Here is a 17919-nt window from a genome sequence, read left to right as displayed (position 1 = left end):
GGTCATTAATGGAGTTCAAACAAGAGGAGAAAAAAGAAACTATAGTACACAACGTGTAAAATTTAACTCTAATTCTTCTACTTAATTGCTTGTTACATAGTTGTAAATTTTCACCACGGCTTACTTAAAGTTGACAGGATTGTTAATTTCATGGGCAATACCAGCAACTAATTGTCCTAAAGCCGCCATTTTTTCATTTTGTAATAATCGAGCATAATTATGTTGTAAGTCTTGAAAGCCAGCTTTGGCAATTTGTGATTGTTCTTCGGCTATCTGTAAATGAGTTAACGTCAAGGCATAAATTTGGGAGTAGGCTAACAGTAATTGATGAAAATCAATTAGTCCATAGCTTCCTGATTGAGTTGCTACTAAAATTGGCTCATATGCCAAATGGAATGATCTTTTTAATGCTTTCTGAGTTGCCTCTACAATTGTTATTTCTCCAGGAATTATCAATAAATCTGGCTGAAGAAAGTTATATAAGTTTTCAATTGGTCTCCGAGAAAATAATCCGAAACTATAGGGGCGGCTCATGTGTTCAAAAAACTTTTGCCGCGAAATCATTCCTACACAAAGCTGCCTTTTATTTAAAATTATTCCTGGAAGTAAAGGTTCCTGTCCGAAGAGTGTCATTAAGTCACCACCTGGACAATCTAACTCAACCTGAACTTTCCACATAGGTAATTCTTGCAAAGTTGACTCTAATCCCAGGTTAAGCTCATTAGCATTTGTGATGTAATGCTTCGCCAGCATAATATCAATCCTTTGCCTTTTAGGTTATGTTTCCAATCTTCGTCCTCAACCATAGTTGCAAATTAAGGTACGAAAAAAGGCAGTATTATCATCTTTAGTTTTCCCAAAACTCAATCACAAATCTTTACTCTAGGAAAGTCAAAAATCTCACGTAGTTTTATAATGCGATCGCACTGACATACTCAATAAACCTAAATTTACCATCTATCTAATGTTGCGAAACCACTCACAACTGCTTATTTCTCCAGCAAGATAGCAGAACTTTTTTGATTAAGCAGAATAGGTAGACATAAATCTCTGCAAAAAGGAAATTATGATGAAGGGTATAACATCTGTGATTCTAGCGGTGTTGATGACTACCGCTATTGGTGGAGTCTCCTTTTCTGATTCTCCATCTGCTAATCAAGCAGACTTGGTAATTGCACAACAAAGGCCTTCTCCTAGGCCGACAACACCTACACCCAGACCTACTCCTACACCTCGAAGATAATCACATCAGCTTATTCTCATCTTTCTCAGACAATTCATTCTCAATTCTAGCGACTGATTTTCCATCGCCTCAATTGAGTTTGTTCAAAATATCCTGTTCAGCAGAGTCAAGAATAATGATTGACTCTGTTTCTCTTGTGAAATGGTATGAGTGTACATCTCAAAGACTAAAGTATATAGTTGGAGTTTTGCTGATTCTGAAATTCTGCCTCCTAAAAAATTTATTGATGAAATCAACAATTTTACCTGCCCCCCTAAAACCTGGAGATTTACTGCGCGTGATTGCGCCTAGTGGTGCTTTACGAGAATTCGATGCTTTTGAGCGGAGTATAGAAATTTGGCGATTGCACGGTTATCGTGTAGAAATTAGCCCTAATATTGAGCAAAGTTGGGGCTATTTGGCTGATAAAGACGAAATTCGCCGCCATCAGTTAGCCGCAGCGTGGCATGACCCTGATTGCCGTGGTATTCTCTGCGCTAGAGGCGGTTTTGGCAGCACCCGCATTTTAGAAAGTTGGGATTGGCATAACAACTCCACATTTCCTAAGTGGCTGATTGGATTTTCTGATATTACAGCGCTGTTGTGGAGCCTGTTCAATGTAGGAATTTCTAGTGTTCACGCACCTGTGTTGACCACATTTGCCAATGAGCCAGATTGGTCGAGAGAGCGACTATTAAATTGGGTAGAAGGAAAGCAGATAGAGCCGCTGAAAGGTCGTGGCTGGGGTGGTGGGATTGTAACTGGGATTTTGCTTCCTGGTAATTTGACAGTTGCTACTCATCTTTTAGGTACACCGCTACAACCTGATTTTGAGGATGTGATTTTAGCCTTTGAAGATGTCACGGAAGCACCATATCGTATTGACCGGATGCTGACCCAGTGGCGGTTAAGTGGTGTGTTAGCAAACGTGCGTGGGATAGTTTTAGGTGGTTTTACGCGCTGTGAACCTCCAGCCAACGTCCCTAGCTTTAGTGTGGAAGAAGTTTTGCGCGATCGCTTGGGTGATTTAGGAATTCCTATTATTTCTGATTTACCCTTTGGTCACGGCGAACAAAATGCGGCATTACCGGTGGGTGTAAAAGTCGTTTTAGATGGCGATCAAGGAATCTTAGATGTTTCTCCCTATGTTTCTTAAAAAGCGGTGCGCCACCTGCTACGAAGGAAACAAACACGCCAACCCCTATATCTTTGCTTTTGGAAATTCAATGGAGGTTAGCGGACTCGAACCGCTGACATCCTGCTTGCAAAGCAGGCGCTCTACCAACTGAGCTAAACCCCCGTAAAATTAAGAAGGTAGTCAAATTTAACTACTTTTAAAATTTTACCTGAAGATTGTTCCATTGCCAAAGGGATGAACCAAGAAAATACCCAGATTGTTGCAACATTTTATAAATTTGTCAGTTTGCCCGACTTTGCCGATAAACAAGAACTTTTGCTGGCTTATTGTCTAGCACAAGGTATTAAAGGGACAATTTTATTAGCAGCCGAAGGAATTAACGGCACAATTGCGGGTTCGCGTCAAGGCATTGATGCTGTTTTTACTTATCTACAGAGCGATCGCCGTTTAGCAGATTTAGAGTCCAAAGAATCTTATGCTCAAACCCCACCCTTTGAACGCATGAAAGTGCGATTGAAGTCAGAAATTGTGACTTTGGGTTTACCGGAAATTGACCCGAATCAGCAAGTAGGTATTTACGTCAGTCCAGCAGAATGGAATGATTTAATTTCTGACCCAGAAGTTACGGTGATTGACACTCGCAATGAGTATGAAGTCAGAATCGGGACTTTTCAAGGAGCGCAGAACCCCCATACAAATTCTTTTCGGGAGTTCCCAGAATATGTTGAACATCACCTCAACCCTAATCAACACAAAAAAGTCGCTTTGTTTTGTACTGGTGGTATTCGCTGCGAAAAAGCTTCATCTTTGATGATTGCCCAAGGATTTAGTGAAGTGTATCACCTCAAAGGGGGCATTCTCAAATATTTAGAGGAAGTCCCCGCCGCCGAAAGCTTATGGGAAGGAGAATGTTTTGTCTTTGATGAACGGGTAGCTGTTCGTCATGGGTTAGAAGCAGGTAGCCATGAGTTGTGTTTTTGTTGTGGACATCCCATTTCGGAAGCCGATAAAACTTCTCCCCATTATGAAACAGGTATTTCTTGCCCCTACTGTTTTGATCAACTGACTGAAGAAAAACGAGTCCGTCAACAAGAAAAATGGCGACAGTATCAACTCCTGCAAGCAAGTCAAGAAGAATGAGAAAAAGTCAGAAAACAGAAGACCGAATTCAGAATCCACGAGAGACATCCTATTGGACTGCTATGTCAGCACACTCATCGTTTTTACCAGAAGCTAGACGAAAAATTGAGTAGCGAATGTAGCTTGGTTCCCACCCACCTAAATTCTGACTCCTGACTCTTGAGAAATATATCCAGCGATCCCACTGATAATTTTTAAGTCATTCCATTGCTGCATGACGAGATCATGCAATTCCAGGTATTATCACTACCAAATTTGGTAGATGATTACTTATATCAAAGCTGTTTAACAAAATTTGGCTTCGGAGTTGTAAAAATGTACGACAAAAGCGACATAGAGATAATGATAGAGAATATGAGTTTATCTGGTGTGCTTAGTATACTTTCGCAGGTCTGTTACGAAAAGGCTGAAAATTTGAGAGATAATTGGCAAGATGTAGAAACAGCTAGAACATGGGAGAAAGTTGGTAGAGCAGTCGGCAAAATCAAAATCAAGACCGATTTATAAATTCTCTCAACCTAACAATCGGGTTTTTGGTGGAAACTCTCAGATGGTAGACGTTCAGAAGTTCCCAAAAACCCGATTCTTCGTCAGGACTTAAGCAGTGAGATGAAGAATTCAGGCTTTAGTCAGGGGTTTAGGGATATATTGAGGTGTAAATTGGCAAAACCTTAACACCCTTATACTTCAAATCCATGTTGGTGAAGCAAAACGTCAAAAACCTACACCTGTCACTTCCCATCTCCCTATATCCAATTGCCACCAGCAAATTTTATGTTGAATTCCTAACTTTTTGCGTAATGCCCAAGACTAAAAGTGTACTAATTAATAGAAATCTTCCAATGGCTGATGAAGTTAGATTGTTAAGTAAAATTAATTTTTGCAAAGTAATTTTAAAAAAAAGTTAATTTATTATCAAAATCTGACTTCATCCGTATGATTATACAGGATGATCCTTGTCTATTTCTTTAGTAAGACTTTTAAGGGGTTTCATAAAGATGATGAAGTTAAAATTTGTTGGTGTGATTGCAAGTCTTGCTTTGATGGGAAGCTTAGTTGCTTGCTCAAGTGGTGATAATCCTGCTTCTACTTCACCTACTGCTACTCCTGCTAATGATACCGGCGGCGCGATGAAAAATGAAGGCGGCGCGATGAAAAATGAAGGCGGCGCGATGAAAAATGAAGGCGGCGCGATGAAGAAAGATGGTGACGCTATGAAGAAAGATGGCGACGCGATGAAGAAAGGCGACGCGATGAAGAAAGATGGTGCTACTCCCGCACCAACTAGCACACCCTAATAGTTGGGTTACTAAGGATACATTAACTAACAAGACAGTTTTTACACAAATAAGAAAAAGTTTGTATCCTGAAGCTGCTTGTGTATACAAGAATTGCTCAAAAAACTTTTTGTAACCATTCTTGAAAACTGTTTAGGCAAATTGGTAAATTTTTATACTGTAAAACTTCCATCTTGGGACTGTTTACAAATACAGATAAAAACTACCAAAGCCATTAATGGGTGCGTACACAACGCACCCATTTCTCCGAAAATTTGTTTCTGTATCTACGTAATCATCCGAAACTCAAAAGTATTCCAGTTGATCTTCGTAACTAGAACAATTGCTTTATGGATAAATATTTCCTCAAGCGCCGCCGACTTCTGACCTATCTAGGGTTAGGTGCAATCGGAGCAGGTGGAGTGGCGATCGCCTCTGGATGTTCTCAGAAAATCGCAATTCCCAATGCTGTTGCGCCTACGCCTAGTAGCGCTCCCACTCAAAGTGTTGCTGCGGTACCTGCTAACGCGCAACTACTCCCCGAATTTCAGGGAATTTCCCAGTGGCTCAACTCCTCCCCTTTAACAACGACTGATCTGAAAGGGAGCGTGGTATTAATTCAATTTTGGACATTTGCTTGTATCAACTGTCAGCGTACTCTGCCATACGTTACCCGTTGGCATCAAGAATATGCAGACAAAGGACTCAAAGTTGTAGGTGTCCACACACCAGAGTTTGCTTATGAAAAAGTGGTTAACAATGTCAAACAAGCCCTGCAAAAACACAAAATTAACTATGCAGTGCCGATAGATAATGAATTCAAAACTTGGAATGCTTACAAAAACGAATACTGGCCGCATTTGTTTTTAGCCGATCGCCAAGGCATAATTCGCTACGACCACATTGGTGAAGGTGCTTATTCAGAAACAGAACAGATGATTCGTCAGCTTTTAGGATAGGTCAAGATGGCAATCACTTCCCTATCGGCCGGATTAGCCATTTTGGCAGGGACTTTAACTGTACTGTCACCTTGTGTTTTGCCTGTTTTGCCTGTTTTGGTGGGGCGATCGCTTTCTACCCACCGCTACGGCCCTGTAGCTTTAGTCACTGGTTTAGTAGCTGGATTTGCCACAGCAGGTAGTTTGCTAGGAATTGCCAGCAGTTGGTTAGCTAATCTGGCCAGTACTTTGCGTTCTCTGGGTATATTTATTCTGTTGTTTTTGGGTTTATTATCAATTTTCCCCAAGTGGAGTTATCTGCTGCTGAGTTATTTGCAATTGGGCAGAATTAAAAGAACCACAGGGGTAGGATTAACGGGAGAATTTTGGTTAGGAACTCAACTTGGTTTGTTGTGGACTCCTTGTGCGGGGCCTGTACTGGGTAGCATTTTAGTTTTAGCAGCCAGCAAGCATGAAATTTGGGGGACATTTACGCTGTTATTGGCTTTTGGTGTAGGAGCCGCGTTACCGTTACTCGCTATCGCTTATGCTGGGCGTTATGCCAGCAAATCTTTGCTAGGTTTGCGTTCTCAAAGTGAAATGTTACAGAGAGTTGGTGGTGTTTTAGTAGCCGCATCTGCGATCGCCATTCTTCTGGGTTGGGATGTGCAAATTCAACTGTGGTTAGCTCCTATGTTTCCCAGCCTCCCACTGTAAAATCTCCAACAACCAGATCAAATTTCTGAGGCAATTTATAAATTCTTGCTAAATTTTCAGGGTTTTCCAGTACTTTCAGTGTAGTTAATAGTAACTTCATGGTAAGTTGCAATCATGACAGTAATTATCCTGAGTATGCAAACTTGAATGTGTTAGTCAACAAGAGCAAGAAATTAACAGAAATATCTGAATTGGAGGCTTTTGAGCCATGCAAAGGAAATTAATAATTTTGAGTTTTGCGGCTTTGGCGATCGCTGGTTGTGCAGAACAGGCAGCTATAAAGCCTACGGAAAATTCTGCCGGACAAGGTGTGCAGAATGTTCAAGTAGCTGAGACTGAACCTGCTAAAGTTCCAGGATCTCCCAAGGAAGCCGAGACACCAACAGTTGTCACATCAGGGAGTTTTGTGAAAGGAGAACACACAACCCTTGGTAATGCCAGCATTATTACTGAGAATGGTAAGACATTTTTAGAATTCGATCAAAATTTCAAGACCGACAGCGGGCCAGACTTGCTGGTAATTCTCCACCGCCAAAAGCAACCCAAAATTTACGGCATTACGGAAAAAGAGTACGTTAGTTTGGGGCGGTTGCAAAAAACCTCTGGTAAACAACGCTATGCCATCCCAGATAATATCAAGATTGCAGAGTTTGCCAGTACGGCAATTTGGTGTCGGGCTTTTAACGCTACTTTTGGTTATGCTGCCTTCAGCAAATAATCTCCAGGCTGGTTAATTATTAGTAATAAATATTAATTGGTAACAGGTAAAGAGTTTAGTCATCATTCTAGTATCAATCAAAAAAAAGCATAAAGTCGAGAAATAAACCTGATATAAGTATTAGGTATCCGTTATTCAATTAGCACCAGGAGATAGATAGAAGGGGTTATGCCTGAGAGATAAGTATTTTTGATTAAGTACTTCACACTTTTTCCAGTAAGTCATCAATAAAAAACTTTCTTTTTTAGCTAGATGAGTAAACTTTTTTAGCAATAAGGCAGTAGAACACCTGAGACATTTTAGGTTTGAATACAAAAATTAGGATTTTCTATGGCTTCTTCTAAAGCTGGTAAACGTAGCAAACCTCCTGCGGGGCCGAAACAAGAGTTATCTGCCAAAATATTTCATGGCATCAACATCGTTAGTTTGGTGGTGATGATTGGCAGCGGATTGCAAATTTACAATGCTAACCCTGTGTTTGGTGGGCGGGGAGCTTGGACATTTCCCAGGACATTCTTACTCGGAGGATGGTTAGGCGGGGGACGCAACTGGCACTTTGCTGCTATGTGGTTATTCGCGTTGAACTTGTTAGTCTATGGCGGTTACATATTTTTCACAAAGCGTTGGGAAAAGCGGTTTGTTTCCCAAGGTGACTTGCAAGTTTTACAAAAAGGGCAAAATCCGAAACGGAAAAACTATGCTTGGCATCGGTTAATTTATACAGGAATTGTCCCAGTACTGATCCTGGCGATCGCCTCTGGATTAGCAATGTATAAACCCGCACAACTACATTGGTTGTCTGGCTTATTTGGCAATTGGCAAATCTTACGCGTAGTTCACTTTGTTACCGTCCCCATTATTGTAGTCTTTGTAATCGCGCATTTTCTGCTATCCCAGAAAGTTGGCGGTTATCGTCTGATTAAATCAATGTTTACTTAGAAGAAGAGGTGGTATGGAAAAATTTACAGACCCGCGCCATCTATTGACACGCCGTCGATTGTTGGAACTATCGGGAATGTCAAGTATGGGGTTACTTCTGAGCAGTTGTGGTACTAACCTACTGTCAGAGCAAATTGGTAGCTTAACTGAGCCGCTGAACCTGAAAGTAGGAGAATTATTACTCAAACCGCAGACACCAGTCCCAGAATTTCCTGTCAGTGCAATTCAACCACAGGCCTTGCTGGTTAATGGTAATAGTACTCCCCAAATTGATCTCGAAACATTTCGCTTGACTATTGATGGTGAAGTCAATCAGCCAATGCAATTAAGTATGGCAGACATCCAAAAATTACCTCTAACATCAATGGTAATCCGTCATGTATGCGTCGAAGGTTGGGCGGCGATCGTCCAATGGGGAGGAGTACGCTTACAGGATTTACTGAATTTAGTCCAACCAAAATCTCAAGTTCGCTACGCCTACTTTCAGTCTGCTGATGTGGATGATACTGGTATCCCATACTATGAAAGCTGGGATATCGCCTCCGTTATGCACCCCCAAACCCTACTGGTTTATCAAAAAAATGGTCAACCTTTACCACCAGATAATGGAGCGCCATTACGTCTAGCCTCCCCCATCAAGCTTGGTTATAAACAATCTAAATGGGTAACTCGCATTACATTAACGAGTAATCTCCGCAGTCAAAAAGGTTATTGGGTTGACCAAGGTTATGAGTGGTTTGGGGGAATATAGTTAAATTTATGAAAATTCCGCAATAGTAGAAGTATATTTGATGCTCGCCGCGATGCCACAAAAAATCTGGCTAATATTCCTCACAGCTATTTTTGAGTTTACTGTCCTCTCTCCTACTAACATTGCGATCGCCCAGCCAGAAACAGAAACTCTACCAACTACTCTAGGGAAGCCGAAAAGAACAGTCCAGTCTGGTACTCGCGTGAGATTACGCCTACCACCATCTTTAGGAAATCCTAATCGAAGAGTACCAGCAGCTACACGCGGGGAAACCTGTGTAGCTAAAAAACAAAATCTCACAGCCTTAATTCCTCAGTCAAACTTAGGATTAACCACACTTGGGAATCCCACCTTATATTTCTTTATTCCCCAAAATGCTGCTAATAGTCTAGAGTTAGTGATTCAAAATGACGATGGCAATGGGCAAATAGTGTACCAGCAGAAGTATCAACCAAATACTCAAGCCGGAATAGTGGGAATACATTTACCACCGGACACTTTAGCTGTAAACCAAAAGTATAAATGGAATTTCTCAATCATCTGTAATTCCAAAGATCCTTCTTTAAGCAAGATTGTCCAAGGTACGATCCAACGTTTTGAAAATCCCTCACTGATGAATAAAATAGCACAAGCGACCCCTCAAGAGCGTGTTCTACTCTACGCAGAAGCAGGGATTTGGCATGATGCGCTTGATACTTTAGCAAGGTTGAGATATTCCCGCCCTAATGATTTAAAACTTAAAGCAGATTGGGAAGCGTTGTTAACAGCACCTGGAGTAGAGTTTGATCAACAACTAGTACAACAACCTTTAATTTCTGAAAAAGAAGCTCCACAACCGTTGTTAAATAATTAAGCAAAATTTCCCCATAGCAGAAGTCAAGCAGATGATCTCCCAAAAACTACAAACAATCGGGATAACAGTCTTAGCCACTACTGTTGGTTTCACGAGCCTTTTCTCAGTAAATACAGCAGTAGCCAGAGAAAAAATTATATTTGTCCCTCCCGTTCTTGGTAGTCCACGGAGATTGATCCCAGCGGGAACACGGGCGTATGAACCACCGTCTGGAGGGAATATAAATATAAATATAGACATCCTCCAAACGCAACCAGCACCAATAGTACCGCCTACTCGTGGTTTTGGTGGTAATGGTGGTAATATTGTTGTTCCCCCTATTAAAAAGACAATTCCGCCAAATCAAAACAGTAACGGAGCATCTGTAGCCGTTCCTAATCAATGTTTGTCAGGGAAAATACCTTTAACAGCTTTAATTCCCGAATCTCAATTAGGATTGACGACCTTATCTAATCCCGCCTTGTTTTTTTATGTTCCCCAAACTTCTGCACCAGAATTAGAGCTAGTTGTTCAGAATGAAACCGAGCAAGAGGTTTACACACAGAAATATAAACCTAACAATAAAGCTGGCATAATTAGCATACGTCTGCCTGTTAATTCTTTAGAAGTAAATAAACAATACAAATGGAAATTATCTGTAATATGTAATCCTACAGACAAGTCTCAAAATAAGGTTGTAGCTGGTTTGGTGCAACGTGTGTCACCAGACTCTCAACTGGTAAAAAGATTACAACAAGCTACTAGACAAGAACGGGCAATGGTGTATGCAGCAGCTGGTATTTGGCATGATGCTCTTGCTACTGTGGCACAAAGGCGCTACTTAATTCCTTATAATCCCGAAATAGCATCTGATTGGGAAGAATTGTTAACTGCAAAAGGTGTCAGCTTGAATCGGCAAATCGTGCAGCAGCCTTTAATTCCTTCCCCAGAAGTATTACAACCCAAAAACAAGTAAAAATTTTCAGATCCAACCGAAAATTGCGTAATATGAACAACCTTTTACCACGAAAATTTTTGTCTACAGCAATCTCTGCAATTGTAGGATTGACAATCTTAAGTTCCATAGTGCCAGTACAAGCAGAAGTCAAAATTAATTTACCAAATTTAGGAAAAGGCCCTGGTCGAAGAGTTCCAGGCGGTTCACGCGGGGTAAATTGTGTAGCCAAGAACCAGTATTTGACTGCTATTGTGCCGATATCGAATATTGGGTTAACAACTACAGCTAACCCTAGCTTATATTTTTATATACCTGAAAATAAAGCACCAGAAGTAGAGTTAGTCCTTCAAGATGAGAATGAGCAAGAGGTCTATAAACAAAAGTATAAACCTAGTGGTAATGCTGGCGTAGTTGGAGTTAGCCTACCAGCCAATACCTTAGCTAAAGGTCAAAAGTATAGATGGAACTTTTCCATTATTTGCAATACCCAAGACCGTTCTTTGGATAAATTAGTTCAAGGAACTATCCAACGCATTGATAATCCACAATTGATGAGTAAGTTAGTAAATGCTTCTCCTCAAGAACGCTTAAAGCTATATGCTGAAGCTGGCATTTGGCAAGATACCCTCGATACTTTGGCACAGTTGCGCTATTCTCGTCCTCAAGATTCAACACTCAAAGCTGATTGGGTGAGTTTGCTAACAACAGAAGGCGTAAAATTAGATACAGAAGTGGCTCAAGCACCATTAGTCCAAGGACAAAATGTGCTGCAACCAATTAATCAAACTTCAGATGTTACTACACCTTAATAGTTCCCGCAAAAGTTTCACTTTTTCTGAGTGAAATTCAATTTATAACCCTAGTTTCATGAAGAAACTAGGGTTTTTGCGTTCAGCACTAAAACTGATACGAACATCAGGTGTAATATCAAGTTCGGATAAATACTTATAATTAAGTTGCACTGGTTTTTGGCTACCAGTGGTGATGTTAATGGAGTATCTGGATTTACAGTCATTTCACCTTGGACTGTCAGAACTGAACAGGGTGCATAATGCAATACGTAATTACTCACACTACCAAGAAATAATTCACTAATTCCACTCAAACCACGCCGACTGATAACTATGACATCAGCCTTCCAAGTTCGAGCGACTTCACAAATCATGCGGCTAGGGTCGCCTAGTTCTTGGGTAAATTCTGCGGCTACACCTTTAGCGATCGCTGGATTTGTCAGTAATGTTAAAAATTCAACTCTTTACTCCTTTACACAGCAATTGTTGAATCATTTCTCCCAAAGATGCATTTTTACCAACAACTAAAGGAATATCTGCAATTTTCACATTACTAAAGGTAAAACAAAAGCTTCTTATTGAGATTCTAAAAAAGATGTTGCTGAATTTAACAATCTATCTAGCATATTAGAGTTTCCATAACAGATAGTGATATCTAAGAACATCTTGCCAGGTTGGTATTAGCGGGTTTTATAGCCACACATTCAATGAAAAAAAACGGGACTTCACGCAATACTCAAACTCTTACATTTTGAGCTTAGTTTTAATCAGCTTTGCTTTCAGGAGTTGGAGTTAATTAATTGGATCTTAGGTCTCACCGTCTTATTTATAGAAAGATAATTTGAGGAACTTGTGAGGATACAGCGACTAATCTATAAATTGTTGGGCGTTGTCTAATTCAAAAATAAATTATGGGGTTTCCTCATCTTGTGAGCTACAGATAATTGTAGGGGCGTTCGCGCTTAGCATTTTCGCAAGGTACGGCCGTTTGCCCCTACCTATGTACTTCGTTTGCCTCGCCCAATATTAATGACATACGTCAGGGATGATTGCATTCTCAAGATTTGCACCGATGAGGTTAGCGCCTCGGAGTTTAGTCCCAGTTAAGTTAGCGCCAGTCAGGTTAGCCCCTGCCAAGTTTGCGCCTTCAAGGTTGGCATAACTCAAGTTTGCACCTGTTAAGTCAGCTTCACTGAGGTTAGCTTGCGGCATATATGCACTACTTAGGTAAGCATAACTGAGATTAGCATTGCACAAATCTGTTTTGTAAAGGTAAGCTCCAATTAAATCTGCTTTGTAGAGGTTGGCTTTGCTGAGGTCGGCTGTAATTAAGTTGGCTTCAATCAAGTTGGCGTAGGCGAGGTTAGCGCGGATGAGTTTGGCTGCACCTAAATCAGCACCTTTGAGGTTAGCGTCTTTCAAGTCAGTGCCGATGAGAATAGCATGGGCGATCGCAGTTTCTTTCAAATTTGCTTCACTTAAGTCCGCACCAATAAAATTAGCATGGCTCAAATCTGCTTGTGTTAGCGTTGCACCTCTTAAGTTAGCCACACTAAAGTTAGCTCCACTCAAGTTGGCTTCAATTAGTTTGGCTTGATAAAGATTCGCGCCGCTTAAGTCTGCACCGTTGAGGTTAGCACGCACAAGTAAAGCCTGACTCAAATCGGCTTTGGTCAAGTTGACTTTTTGGAAATTTGCACCTCTGAGGTTTTCTCCTTGCAAGTTCACAGCGCTGAGGTCTGGTTTAATATGAGGATTTTTCTGTCTCCATTCACTCCAGGTAACTGCACCTGCTTTCAGTAAAACCAGATGCTCTTGATTTGCCATGTTCTCTCCTTTACTCCTGGCGGCCACTATTGGGATGTGTCCGACCAGCTACATTTTCAATTGCGGTTAATGCTCCCCTTGCTCCTGCTAGAATATCCTGTTCTTGTCCACCTAAGTACAGTCTGCCAAAACTACCTACAGCTTGTACTTCTAGGATATTTATGGATGCTGCTTTTTCTGCTTCATTGGCGGCTAATGCGGCGTAAGCAGCCGGTTCAACTTCTAATACATACAAGGTTTGTCCCGCTAGTAGCAGCTGTCCTCGGCGGGTGCGATTTATGAGTTGTGTTTGGTAAGCATCGATGTTGCGGATGATTTGGCTAGAGACAACACGCGGTTTGAGACATTCTTCTCGTCTGACGCCTAACATATTTAAAATGGCTTGACCAGCTGTGCGTGTTTCCCCTTGGGAGCCAGAATGAATTTCTAATAAACCGTATAATCGCTCAACTACCTGAACTCCAGGACGTACAGAAGCAGCTTTTAATGCTACATCTGTAATCTTATTGATTTCAATACCAGGAGAGATTTCAATCCACAGTGATGTATCTCCTGGTAATGGCAAGAAACCTTGAGCTACTGTTCCCATATAGGCTGCGTGTTGAGGTTGCAAGCTGTCAAGAAATACGAAACTGCGTAGTTCTATACCCAAGGTTTTGCTCTCCAGTCATAAGGTAAAGTTTACATATTGCAATAATATGTATGTAACTTTAAACTACCATAAGCTATGGTGAATACCTCAATCTTGGTAAAAACAAAGAAACCCCAGTGTCTTTTGAAAAACTGGGGTTTTGAAATCTCGCAATTTTCATCTATATATATGAGGCATTCTCTAGCAAGAGATCGCCTGCTTAACTCCCTAAATCTAATTGCACCTCTAACCCATTATTGCCATCTGTAGACTGCGCCGCTGGTTGTAAAAAAATGGAAGTACTGGGTAGTAAGATTGAGCGATTGAAGTGCAGTTCTTCAGAGGGTGATTTATTTGTTTGGTTGTTGTTGGAGGGACGGTTGATATTTCCTCCTTCAAAGAATTTCATAAAGTCATCTTCTGCTGTTCTTGTCCCAATTCCTTCTAGAGAATCACTAGTTATTTTGTAGCTTTCCTCATTGACAGTGGGCGCAGATAGTGACTGAGCGCGAACCGGGCTTTCTAAGCTGACAATAGCTGCCACAATTGTTAAAGCAGCAATGATTTTAGCTTGCATAAATTTTATCCCAATTCTGTTGTGTTGCTTGCTGTTATTATTTCAGCAAATAATTTACGTAACTTTTTAGATATAATCTACGTCTGCCAGTATTTTATTTAATATGTAAATTCTCTGTCAATGTTTTATCTAGCTTGATTACAAAACACAATTTATACATGATGAAATTTATAATTATTGCTGCTATTTGATAATAAATATTAAGATTAAAGTATGTGAGTAAAGTTTAATTTTATCTAGCAAATATAAATTCTTGTTAAATAAAAATATCCCCGCTTTCTTGGCAAAGTTGGGGATATAAGTTTTTGGGGGAGAAAATCAAAGCGTTACTCAGATTCTTTGGTAAAGCTATAAATTTTCTGCTTTTCTAGACTATCGGTAATAGATGAAGGCGCAGTATCTAATGATAAAATCTGGCGATCAAGTTGAATTTGCAAATTAGTCAAGGGGTCGCAACCAGAAGAAATCAGAAATTCTAGTTTTTGAATGTAGGGTAAGGTGGCTAGATTATCCAGCACTTGGAAGACTGCTTGCAAATAAGGATGACCAGTTTGCTTGTACCAATCACAACTTGCTACTTTGGCTTGGTCGAAACCTAAGTGTACTGTTAAAGATGGTTCATCGAATAAAGCGATCGCCAATGGACGAGCTTCTTCCTGCAACAATAAATCATTAGTTTTGGCGAAATGGCGCAATTTTTCCAACCGTTCATAACGTTTGGTGACTGATTGGGGGTCATCTTGCCAATGAATGGCGATGGTGACTAGATAGGTCTGCAATAGCATATGACCTAACTTTTTCGCCTTGGTTGCGAGGTAATAGGAATTGTAGTCGTTGGACTCAATTAATAAGGGGACGCGATCGACCACTTCCAAGCCATAACCTTTAACACCAGCAATTTTTCGGGGATTATTGGTAATTAGGCGGATATTTTTGACACCTAAATCCATCAGCATTTGCGCTCCCATACCATAGTCGCGTAGGTCGGCGGGAAAACCTAAACGCTCGTTGGCTTCTACGGTATCTAATCCCATATCTTGTAAGGAGTAGGCTTTGAGCTTATTAATTAAGCCAATACCCCGACCTTCTTGGCGTAGGTAAACAACGACACCTTGACCCGCAGTTTCAATCATGTTTAAAGCGGCTTGCAATTGCATCCGACAATCACAACGCAAAGACCCCAAAGCATCACCAGTCAAACATTCTGAGTGCATCCGCACCATCACTGGTTCGTCTTTGAAAGTAGCGGGATCACCTTTAACAATGGCAACGTGTTCGCAATTGTCCAGGGTGTGGCGGTAAGCGTAGATTTTAAAATGACCGAACTGGGTGGGTAACTCGGCAATACTTTCGCGGATCACAAGGCGATCGTGTTGCAGACGATAACTGATTAAGTCCGCAATACTGATAATTTTTAAATTGTGGTTTCTGGCGTACTCAATTAATTGGGGTAGCCGCGCCATTGAACCATCGGCGTTTTGAATTTCACAAATCACCCCAGCCGGGTACAGTCCGGCCAATCGAGATAAATCCACGGCGGCTTCTGTATGTCCGGCGCGTTTGAGGACACCGCCTGCTTTGGCGCGAATTGGGAAAATATGCCCAGGACGACGTAAATCTAAAGGGGTAGTTGCGGGGTTGAGGGCGACTTGAATAGTCCGGGCGCGGTCTTCGGCGGAAATCCCTGTACTGACACCTAGATGGGGGCCAGCATCGATGCTAACAGTAAACGCAGTTTGATTAGTGTCCGTAATGTTAGTCACCATCAAAGGCAAATCTAGCTCGTCTAGGCGATCGCCTGTCATCGCCAGACAAATTAGTCCTCTGGCTTGCACCGCCATGAAATTAATCATGTCAGGGGTGGCAAATTGGGCAGCACAAATCAAATCACCTTCATTTTCCCGATTTTCGTCATCGACCACCACAATGACGCGACCTGCTTTAAGATCTGCCAAAGCAGCATCAATGGAATCAAATTTAAAATTTGGCTGAGATATAGCAGTATCATTAATGGTTTCTCCCGCTTGAGGAGCTACACTCATTTGCGAGTTTTCGCCCTCAGCCGGAGTGCCATAAGACTGCCGTGTAGGTTTAGGCATTGACACAAAAGACTTCCAGTTAGTGATAGTAAATTTTTTTTAACAATTTCTATATTTTGATTGTAACTCCTTTATACGGCGGAGAATACACTAGCAATGATTTCGATAATATGATTTAGTCCCTACCGTTAAAATTGGGGTTTAGCACGAAAGTGCAATCAGCGTCAAACAGTCATGCTAGAGGGGAAGTAGAGAATAACAAAGGAAAAATGACCATTGACCCTTGACCATTCACTGATAAATTAATCAAAAGCAGATAAGGATTTCAGAATCATGGGCAATTTTAGGCGCGTACCCGTTGGGATTGTTGGCGCGTCAGGCTATGGTGGAGTGCAGCTAGTTCGCCTACTTATGGAACATCCAGAGGTAGAACTAGTTTATTTAGGCGGGGAAAGTAGTGCGGGAAAATCGTTTGGGGATCTGTACCCACATTTGGCTCATATAGTTAATTTGCCAATAGAGGCGGTAGATCCAGAAATTATGGCTCACCGCTGCGAAGTTGTATTTTTATCTCTCCCCAATGGTCTGGCTTGCCAAATTGCACCGCAACTATTAGAAAAAGGCTGTAAAGTACTGGATTTAAGTGCAGATTATCGGTTTAGTAATCTGGCAACTTACACCAGTTGGTATGGACAAGAAAGAAGCGATCGCACTGCTGCGGCCACAGCAGTTTATGGCTTACCGGAACTATACCGTGATCGCATTAGCGAAGCCCAATTAATTGGTTGTCCTGGTTGTTATCCCACTGCCAGCTTGTTAGCATTATCACCACTGTTAAAGCAAGGCTTGATTGTACCGGAAACAGCCATTATCGATGCCAAGTCTGGCACCTCTGGCGGTGGGCGGCAAGCTAAAGTCAACTTGTTACTTGCGGAAGCCGATAACTCTCTAGCTGCTTATGGTGTCGTTCGTCACCGCCATACCCCAGAAATTGAGCAGATTTGTAGCGACTTAGCGGGACATGAAGTGACTGTACAATTTACGCCCCACCTCATCCCAATGGTGCGCGGGATTTTGGCGACTGTCTACGCCACACTCCGCGATCCCGGACTGGCTAGAGATGATTTAATTACAATTTACAACGCTTTCTACCGTAACTCGCCTTGGGTAAAAGTTTGTGGCAGTGGTGTTTACCCGCAAACAAAATGGGCTAGTGGTAGTAATCTTTGCTTTATCGGTGTAGAAGTTGACCCGCGCACAGGTCGTGTAATTGTGATGTCAGCAATCGACAACTTGATTAAAGGGCAAGCGGGTCAAGCTATTCAGTGTCTGAACTTGATGATGGGCTGGGATGAAACCTTGGGGTTGCCCAAGTTGGGATTTTATCCTTGAAGTATGAAGTGTGAAGTATGAAGTATGAAGTA

The 17919-nt window shown here is 41.4% G+C and carries 18 protein-coding genes, 1 tRNA gene and 2 pseudogenes; 14 read left to right on the top strand and 7 right to left on the bottom strand.

Going from position 1 to position 17919, the window contains the following annotated elements; genetic code table 11:
• Window positions 1-126: 126 nt before the first annotated feature.
• Window positions 127-753, bottom strand: a pseudogene (locus IQ244_RS01535) (ATPase); the annotation flags it as partial.
• A 313-nt stretch (window positions 754-1066) separates the two neighbouring features.
• Between IQ244_RS01535 and IQ244_RS01530 the strand changes: the two are divergent.
• Together IQ244_RS01530 and IQ244_RS01525 are read left to right on the top strand one after the other, a co-directional pair.
• Window positions 1067-1243, top strand: coding sequence for a hypothetical protein (locus IQ244_RS01530; protein WP_193889281.1), 177 nt, complete (start codon window positions 1067-1069; stop codon window positions 1241-1243).
• A gap of 226 nt (window positions 1244-1469) precedes the next feature.
• Window positions 1470-2378 carry a S66 peptidase family protein gene (locus IQ244_RS01525; protein WP_193889280.1) on the top strand — a complete coding sequence of 303 codons (909 nt, stop codon included), beginning with the start codon at window positions 1470-1472 and terminating at the stop codon, window positions 2376-2378.
• Between the two features lie 71 nt (window positions 2379-2449).
• On the opposite strand, the gene IQ244_RS01520 is transcribed toward IQ244_RS01525, so the two are convergent.
• Window positions 2450-2522: transfer RNA gene (locus IQ244_RS01520), tRNA-Ala, on the bottom strand.
• Between the two features lie 72 nt (window positions 2523-2594).
• On the opposite strand from IQ244_RS01520, the gene IQ244_RS01515 reads away from it, so the two are divergent.
• The 11 genes from IQ244_RS01515 to IQ244_RS01465 all read left to right on the top strand — a co-directional run bounded on the left by IQ244_RS01515 (window position 2595) and on the right by IQ244_RS01465 (window position 11439).
• Complete coding sequence (locus IQ244_RS01515; protein ID WP_193889279.1) at window positions 2595-3500, top strand: rhodanese-related sulfurtransferase; 906 nt, start codon at window positions 2595-2597, stop codon at window positions 3498-3500.
• A 315-nt stretch (window positions 3501-3815) separates the two neighbouring features.
• Entirely contained in the window at window positions 3816-4007 is a 192-nt protein-coding gene (locus tag IQ244_RS01510) for a hypothetical protein (RefSeq protein ID WP_193889278.1), read from the top strand.
• A gap of 491 nt (window positions 4008-4498) precedes the next feature.
• Window positions 4499-4798 (top strand): hypothetical protein, encoded by a 300-nt coding sequence (locus IQ244_RS01505; RefSeq protein ID WP_228058667.1) that lies wholly within the window; start codon window positions 4499-4501, stop codon window positions 4796-4798.
• 329 nt (window positions 4799-5127) lie between these two features.
• Window positions 5128-5736 (top strand): thioredoxin family protein, encoded by a 609-nt coding sequence (locus IQ244_RS01500; RefSeq protein WP_193889277.1) that lies wholly within the window; start codon window positions 5128-5130, stop codon window positions 5734-5736.
• A gap of 6 nt (window positions 5737-5742) precedes the next feature.
• A complete protein-coding gene (locus tag IQ244_RS01495) occupies window positions 5743-6432 on the top strand; it encodes a cytochrome c biogenesis CcdA family protein (protein WP_193889276.1) in 690 nt (229 codons plus the stop codon).
• A gap of 208 nt (window positions 6433-6640) precedes the next feature.
• Complete coding sequence (locus IQ244_RS01490; protein WP_193889275.1) at window positions 6641-7150, top strand: DM13 domain-containing protein; 510 nt, start codon at window positions 6641-6643, stop codon at window positions 7148-7150.
• 330 nt (window positions 7151-7480) lie between these two features.
• Window positions 7481-8089, top strand: coding sequence for a cytochrome b/b6 domain-containing protein (locus tag IQ244_RS01485; protein ID WP_193889274.1), 609 nt, complete (start codon window positions 7481-7483; stop codon window positions 8087-8089).
• Window positions 8090-8102: 13 nt separating this feature from the next.
• The gene (locus IQ244_RS01480) at window positions 8103-8840 is read left to right on the top strand and encodes a molybdopterin-dependent oxidoreductase (RefSeq protein WP_193889273.1); all 738 of its coding nucleotides are present in this window, start codon (window positions 8103-8105) and stop codon (window positions 8838-8840) included.
• A 52-nt stretch (window positions 8841-8892) separates the two neighbouring features.
• Window positions 8893-9693, top strand: coding sequence for a DUF928 domain-containing protein (locus tag IQ244_RS01475; RefSeq protein WP_228058666.1), 801 nt, complete (start codon window positions 8893-8895; stop codon window positions 9691-9693).
• Between the two features lie 31 nt (window positions 9694-9724).
• Complete coding sequence (locus IQ244_RS01470) at window positions 9725-10648, top strand: DUF928 domain-containing protein (RefSeq protein ID WP_193889271.1); 924 nt, start codon at window positions 9725-9727, stop codon at window positions 10646-10648.
• A gap of 32 nt (window positions 10649-10680) precedes the next feature.
• The gene (locus IQ244_RS01465; RefSeq protein WP_193889270.1) at window positions 10681-11439 is read left to right on the top strand and encodes a DUF928 domain-containing protein; all 759 of its coding nucleotides are present in this window, start codon (window positions 10681-10683) and stop codon (window positions 11437-11439) included.
• Between the two features lie 203 nt (window positions 11440-11642).
• Here IQ244_RS01465 and IQ244_RS32310 read toward each other — a convergent pair.
• The 5 genes and pseudogenes from IQ244_RS32310 to ribBA all read right to left on the bottom strand — a co-directional run.
• Window positions 11643-11882: pseudogene (locus IQ244_RS32310) on the bottom strand (universal stress protein); the annotation flags it as partial.
• A gap of 565 nt (window positions 11883-12447) precedes the next feature.
• On the bottom strand, window positions 12448-13248 hold the full coding sequence (locus IQ244_RS01455) for a pentapeptide repeat-containing protein (RefSeq protein WP_193889269.1): 801 nt from the start codon (window positions 13246-13248) through the stop codon (window positions 12448-12450).
• Window positions 13249-13258: 10 nt separating this feature from the next.
• Window positions 13259-13900 carry a hypothetical protein gene (locus IQ244_RS01450; RefSeq protein WP_193889268.1) on the bottom strand — a complete coding sequence of 214 codons (642 nt, stop codon included), beginning with the start codon at window positions 13898-13900 and terminating at the stop codon, window positions 13259-13261.
• A 199-nt stretch (window positions 13901-14099) separates the two neighbouring features.
• Complete coding sequence (locus tag IQ244_RS01445; protein WP_193889267.1) at window positions 14100-14456, bottom strand: hypothetical protein; 357 nt, start codon at window positions 14454-14456, stop codon at window positions 14100-14102.
• A 326-nt stretch (window positions 14457-14782) separates the two neighbouring features.
• Entirely contained in the window at window positions 14783-16453 is a 1671-nt protein-coding gene (ribBA, locus tag IQ244_RS01440; RefSeq protein WP_193889314.1) for a bifunctional 3,4-dihydroxy-2-butanone-4-phosphate synthase/GTP cyclohydrolase II, read from the bottom strand.
• 375 nt (window positions 16454-16828) lie between these two features.
• On the opposite strand from ribBA, the gene argC reads away from it, so the two are divergent.
• Window positions 16829-17887, top strand: a complete 1059-nt coding sequence (gene argC, locus IQ244_RS01435) for an N-acetyl-gamma-glutamyl-phosphate reductase (RefSeq protein WP_193889266.1) — start codon at window positions 16829-16831, stop codon at window positions 17885-17887.
• Window positions 17888-17919 lie beyond the last annotated feature (32 nt).

Origin of the sequence: Nostoc sp. LEGE 06077, assembly GCF_015207705.1 — a bacterium.
Lineage (GTDB): Bacteria > Cyanobacteriota > Cyanobacteriia > Cyanobacteriales > Nostocaceae > Nostoc_B.
Note: the sequence above shows the minus strand (reverse complement) of the source record. Positions and strands in the feature narration are given on the sequence as shown.

Coding starts and splice junctions, on each gene's coding strand:
- IQ244_RS01515 (WP_193889279.1), top strand. CDS start 2,595: ATGAACCAAGAAAATACCCAGATTGTTGCAACATTTTATAAATTTGTC.
- IQ244_RS01475 (WP_228058666.1), top strand. CDS start 8,893: ATGCCACAAAAAATCTGGCTAATATTCCTCACAGCTATTTTTGAGTTT.
- IQ244_RS01470 (WP_193889271.1), top strand. CDS start 9,725: ATGATCTCCCAAAAACTACAAACAATCGGGATAACAGTCTTAGCCACT.
- IQ244_RS01525 (WP_193889280.1), top strand. CDS start 1,470: ATGAAATCAACAATTTTACCTGCCCCCCTAAAACCTGGAGATTTACTG.
- IQ244_RS01510 (WP_193889278.1), top strand. CDS start 3,816: ATGTACGACAAAAGCGACATAGAGATAATGATAGAGAATATGAGTTTA.
- IQ244_RS01455 (WP_193889269.1), bottom strand. CDS start 13,248: ATGGCAAATCAAGAGCATCTGGTTTTACTGAAAGCAGGTGCAGTTACC.
- IQ244_RS01505 (WP_228058667.1), top strand. CDS start 4,499: ATGATGAAGTTAAAATTTGTTGGTGTGATTGCAAGTCTTGCTTTGATG.
- IQ244_RS01480 (WP_193889273.1), top strand. CDS start 8,103: ATGGAAAAATTTACAGACCCGCGCCATCTATTGACACGCCGTCGATTG.
- argC (WP_193889266.1), top strand. CDS start 16,829: ATGGGCAATTTTAGGCGCGTACCCGTTGGGATTGTTGGCGCGTCAGGC.
- IQ244_RS01530 (WP_193889281.1), top strand. CDS start 1,067: ATGATGAAGGGTATAACATCTGTGATTCTAGCGGTGTTGATGACTACC.
- IQ244_RS01465 (WP_193889270.1), top strand. CDS start 10,681: ATGAACAACCTTTTACCACGAAAATTTTTGTCTACAGCAATCTCTGCA.
- IQ244_RS01500 (WP_193889277.1), top strand. CDS start 5,128: ATGGATAAATATTTCCTCAAGCGCCGCCGACTTCTGACCTATCTAGGG.
- IQ244_RS01485 (WP_193889274.1), top strand. CDS start 7,481: ATGGCTTCTTCTAAAGCTGGTAAACGTAGCAAACCTCCTGCGGGGCCG.
- IQ244_RS01495 (WP_193889276.1), top strand. CDS start 5,743: ATGGCAATCACTTCCCTATCGGCCGGATTAGCCATTTTGGCAGGGACT.
- IQ244_RS01490 (WP_193889275.1), top strand. CDS start 6,641: ATGCAAAGGAAATTAATAATTTTGAGTTTTGCGGCTTTGGCGATCGCT.
- IQ244_RS01445 (WP_193889267.1), bottom strand. CDS start 14,456: ATGCAAGCTAAAATCATTGCTGCTTTAACAATTGTGGCAGCTATTGTC.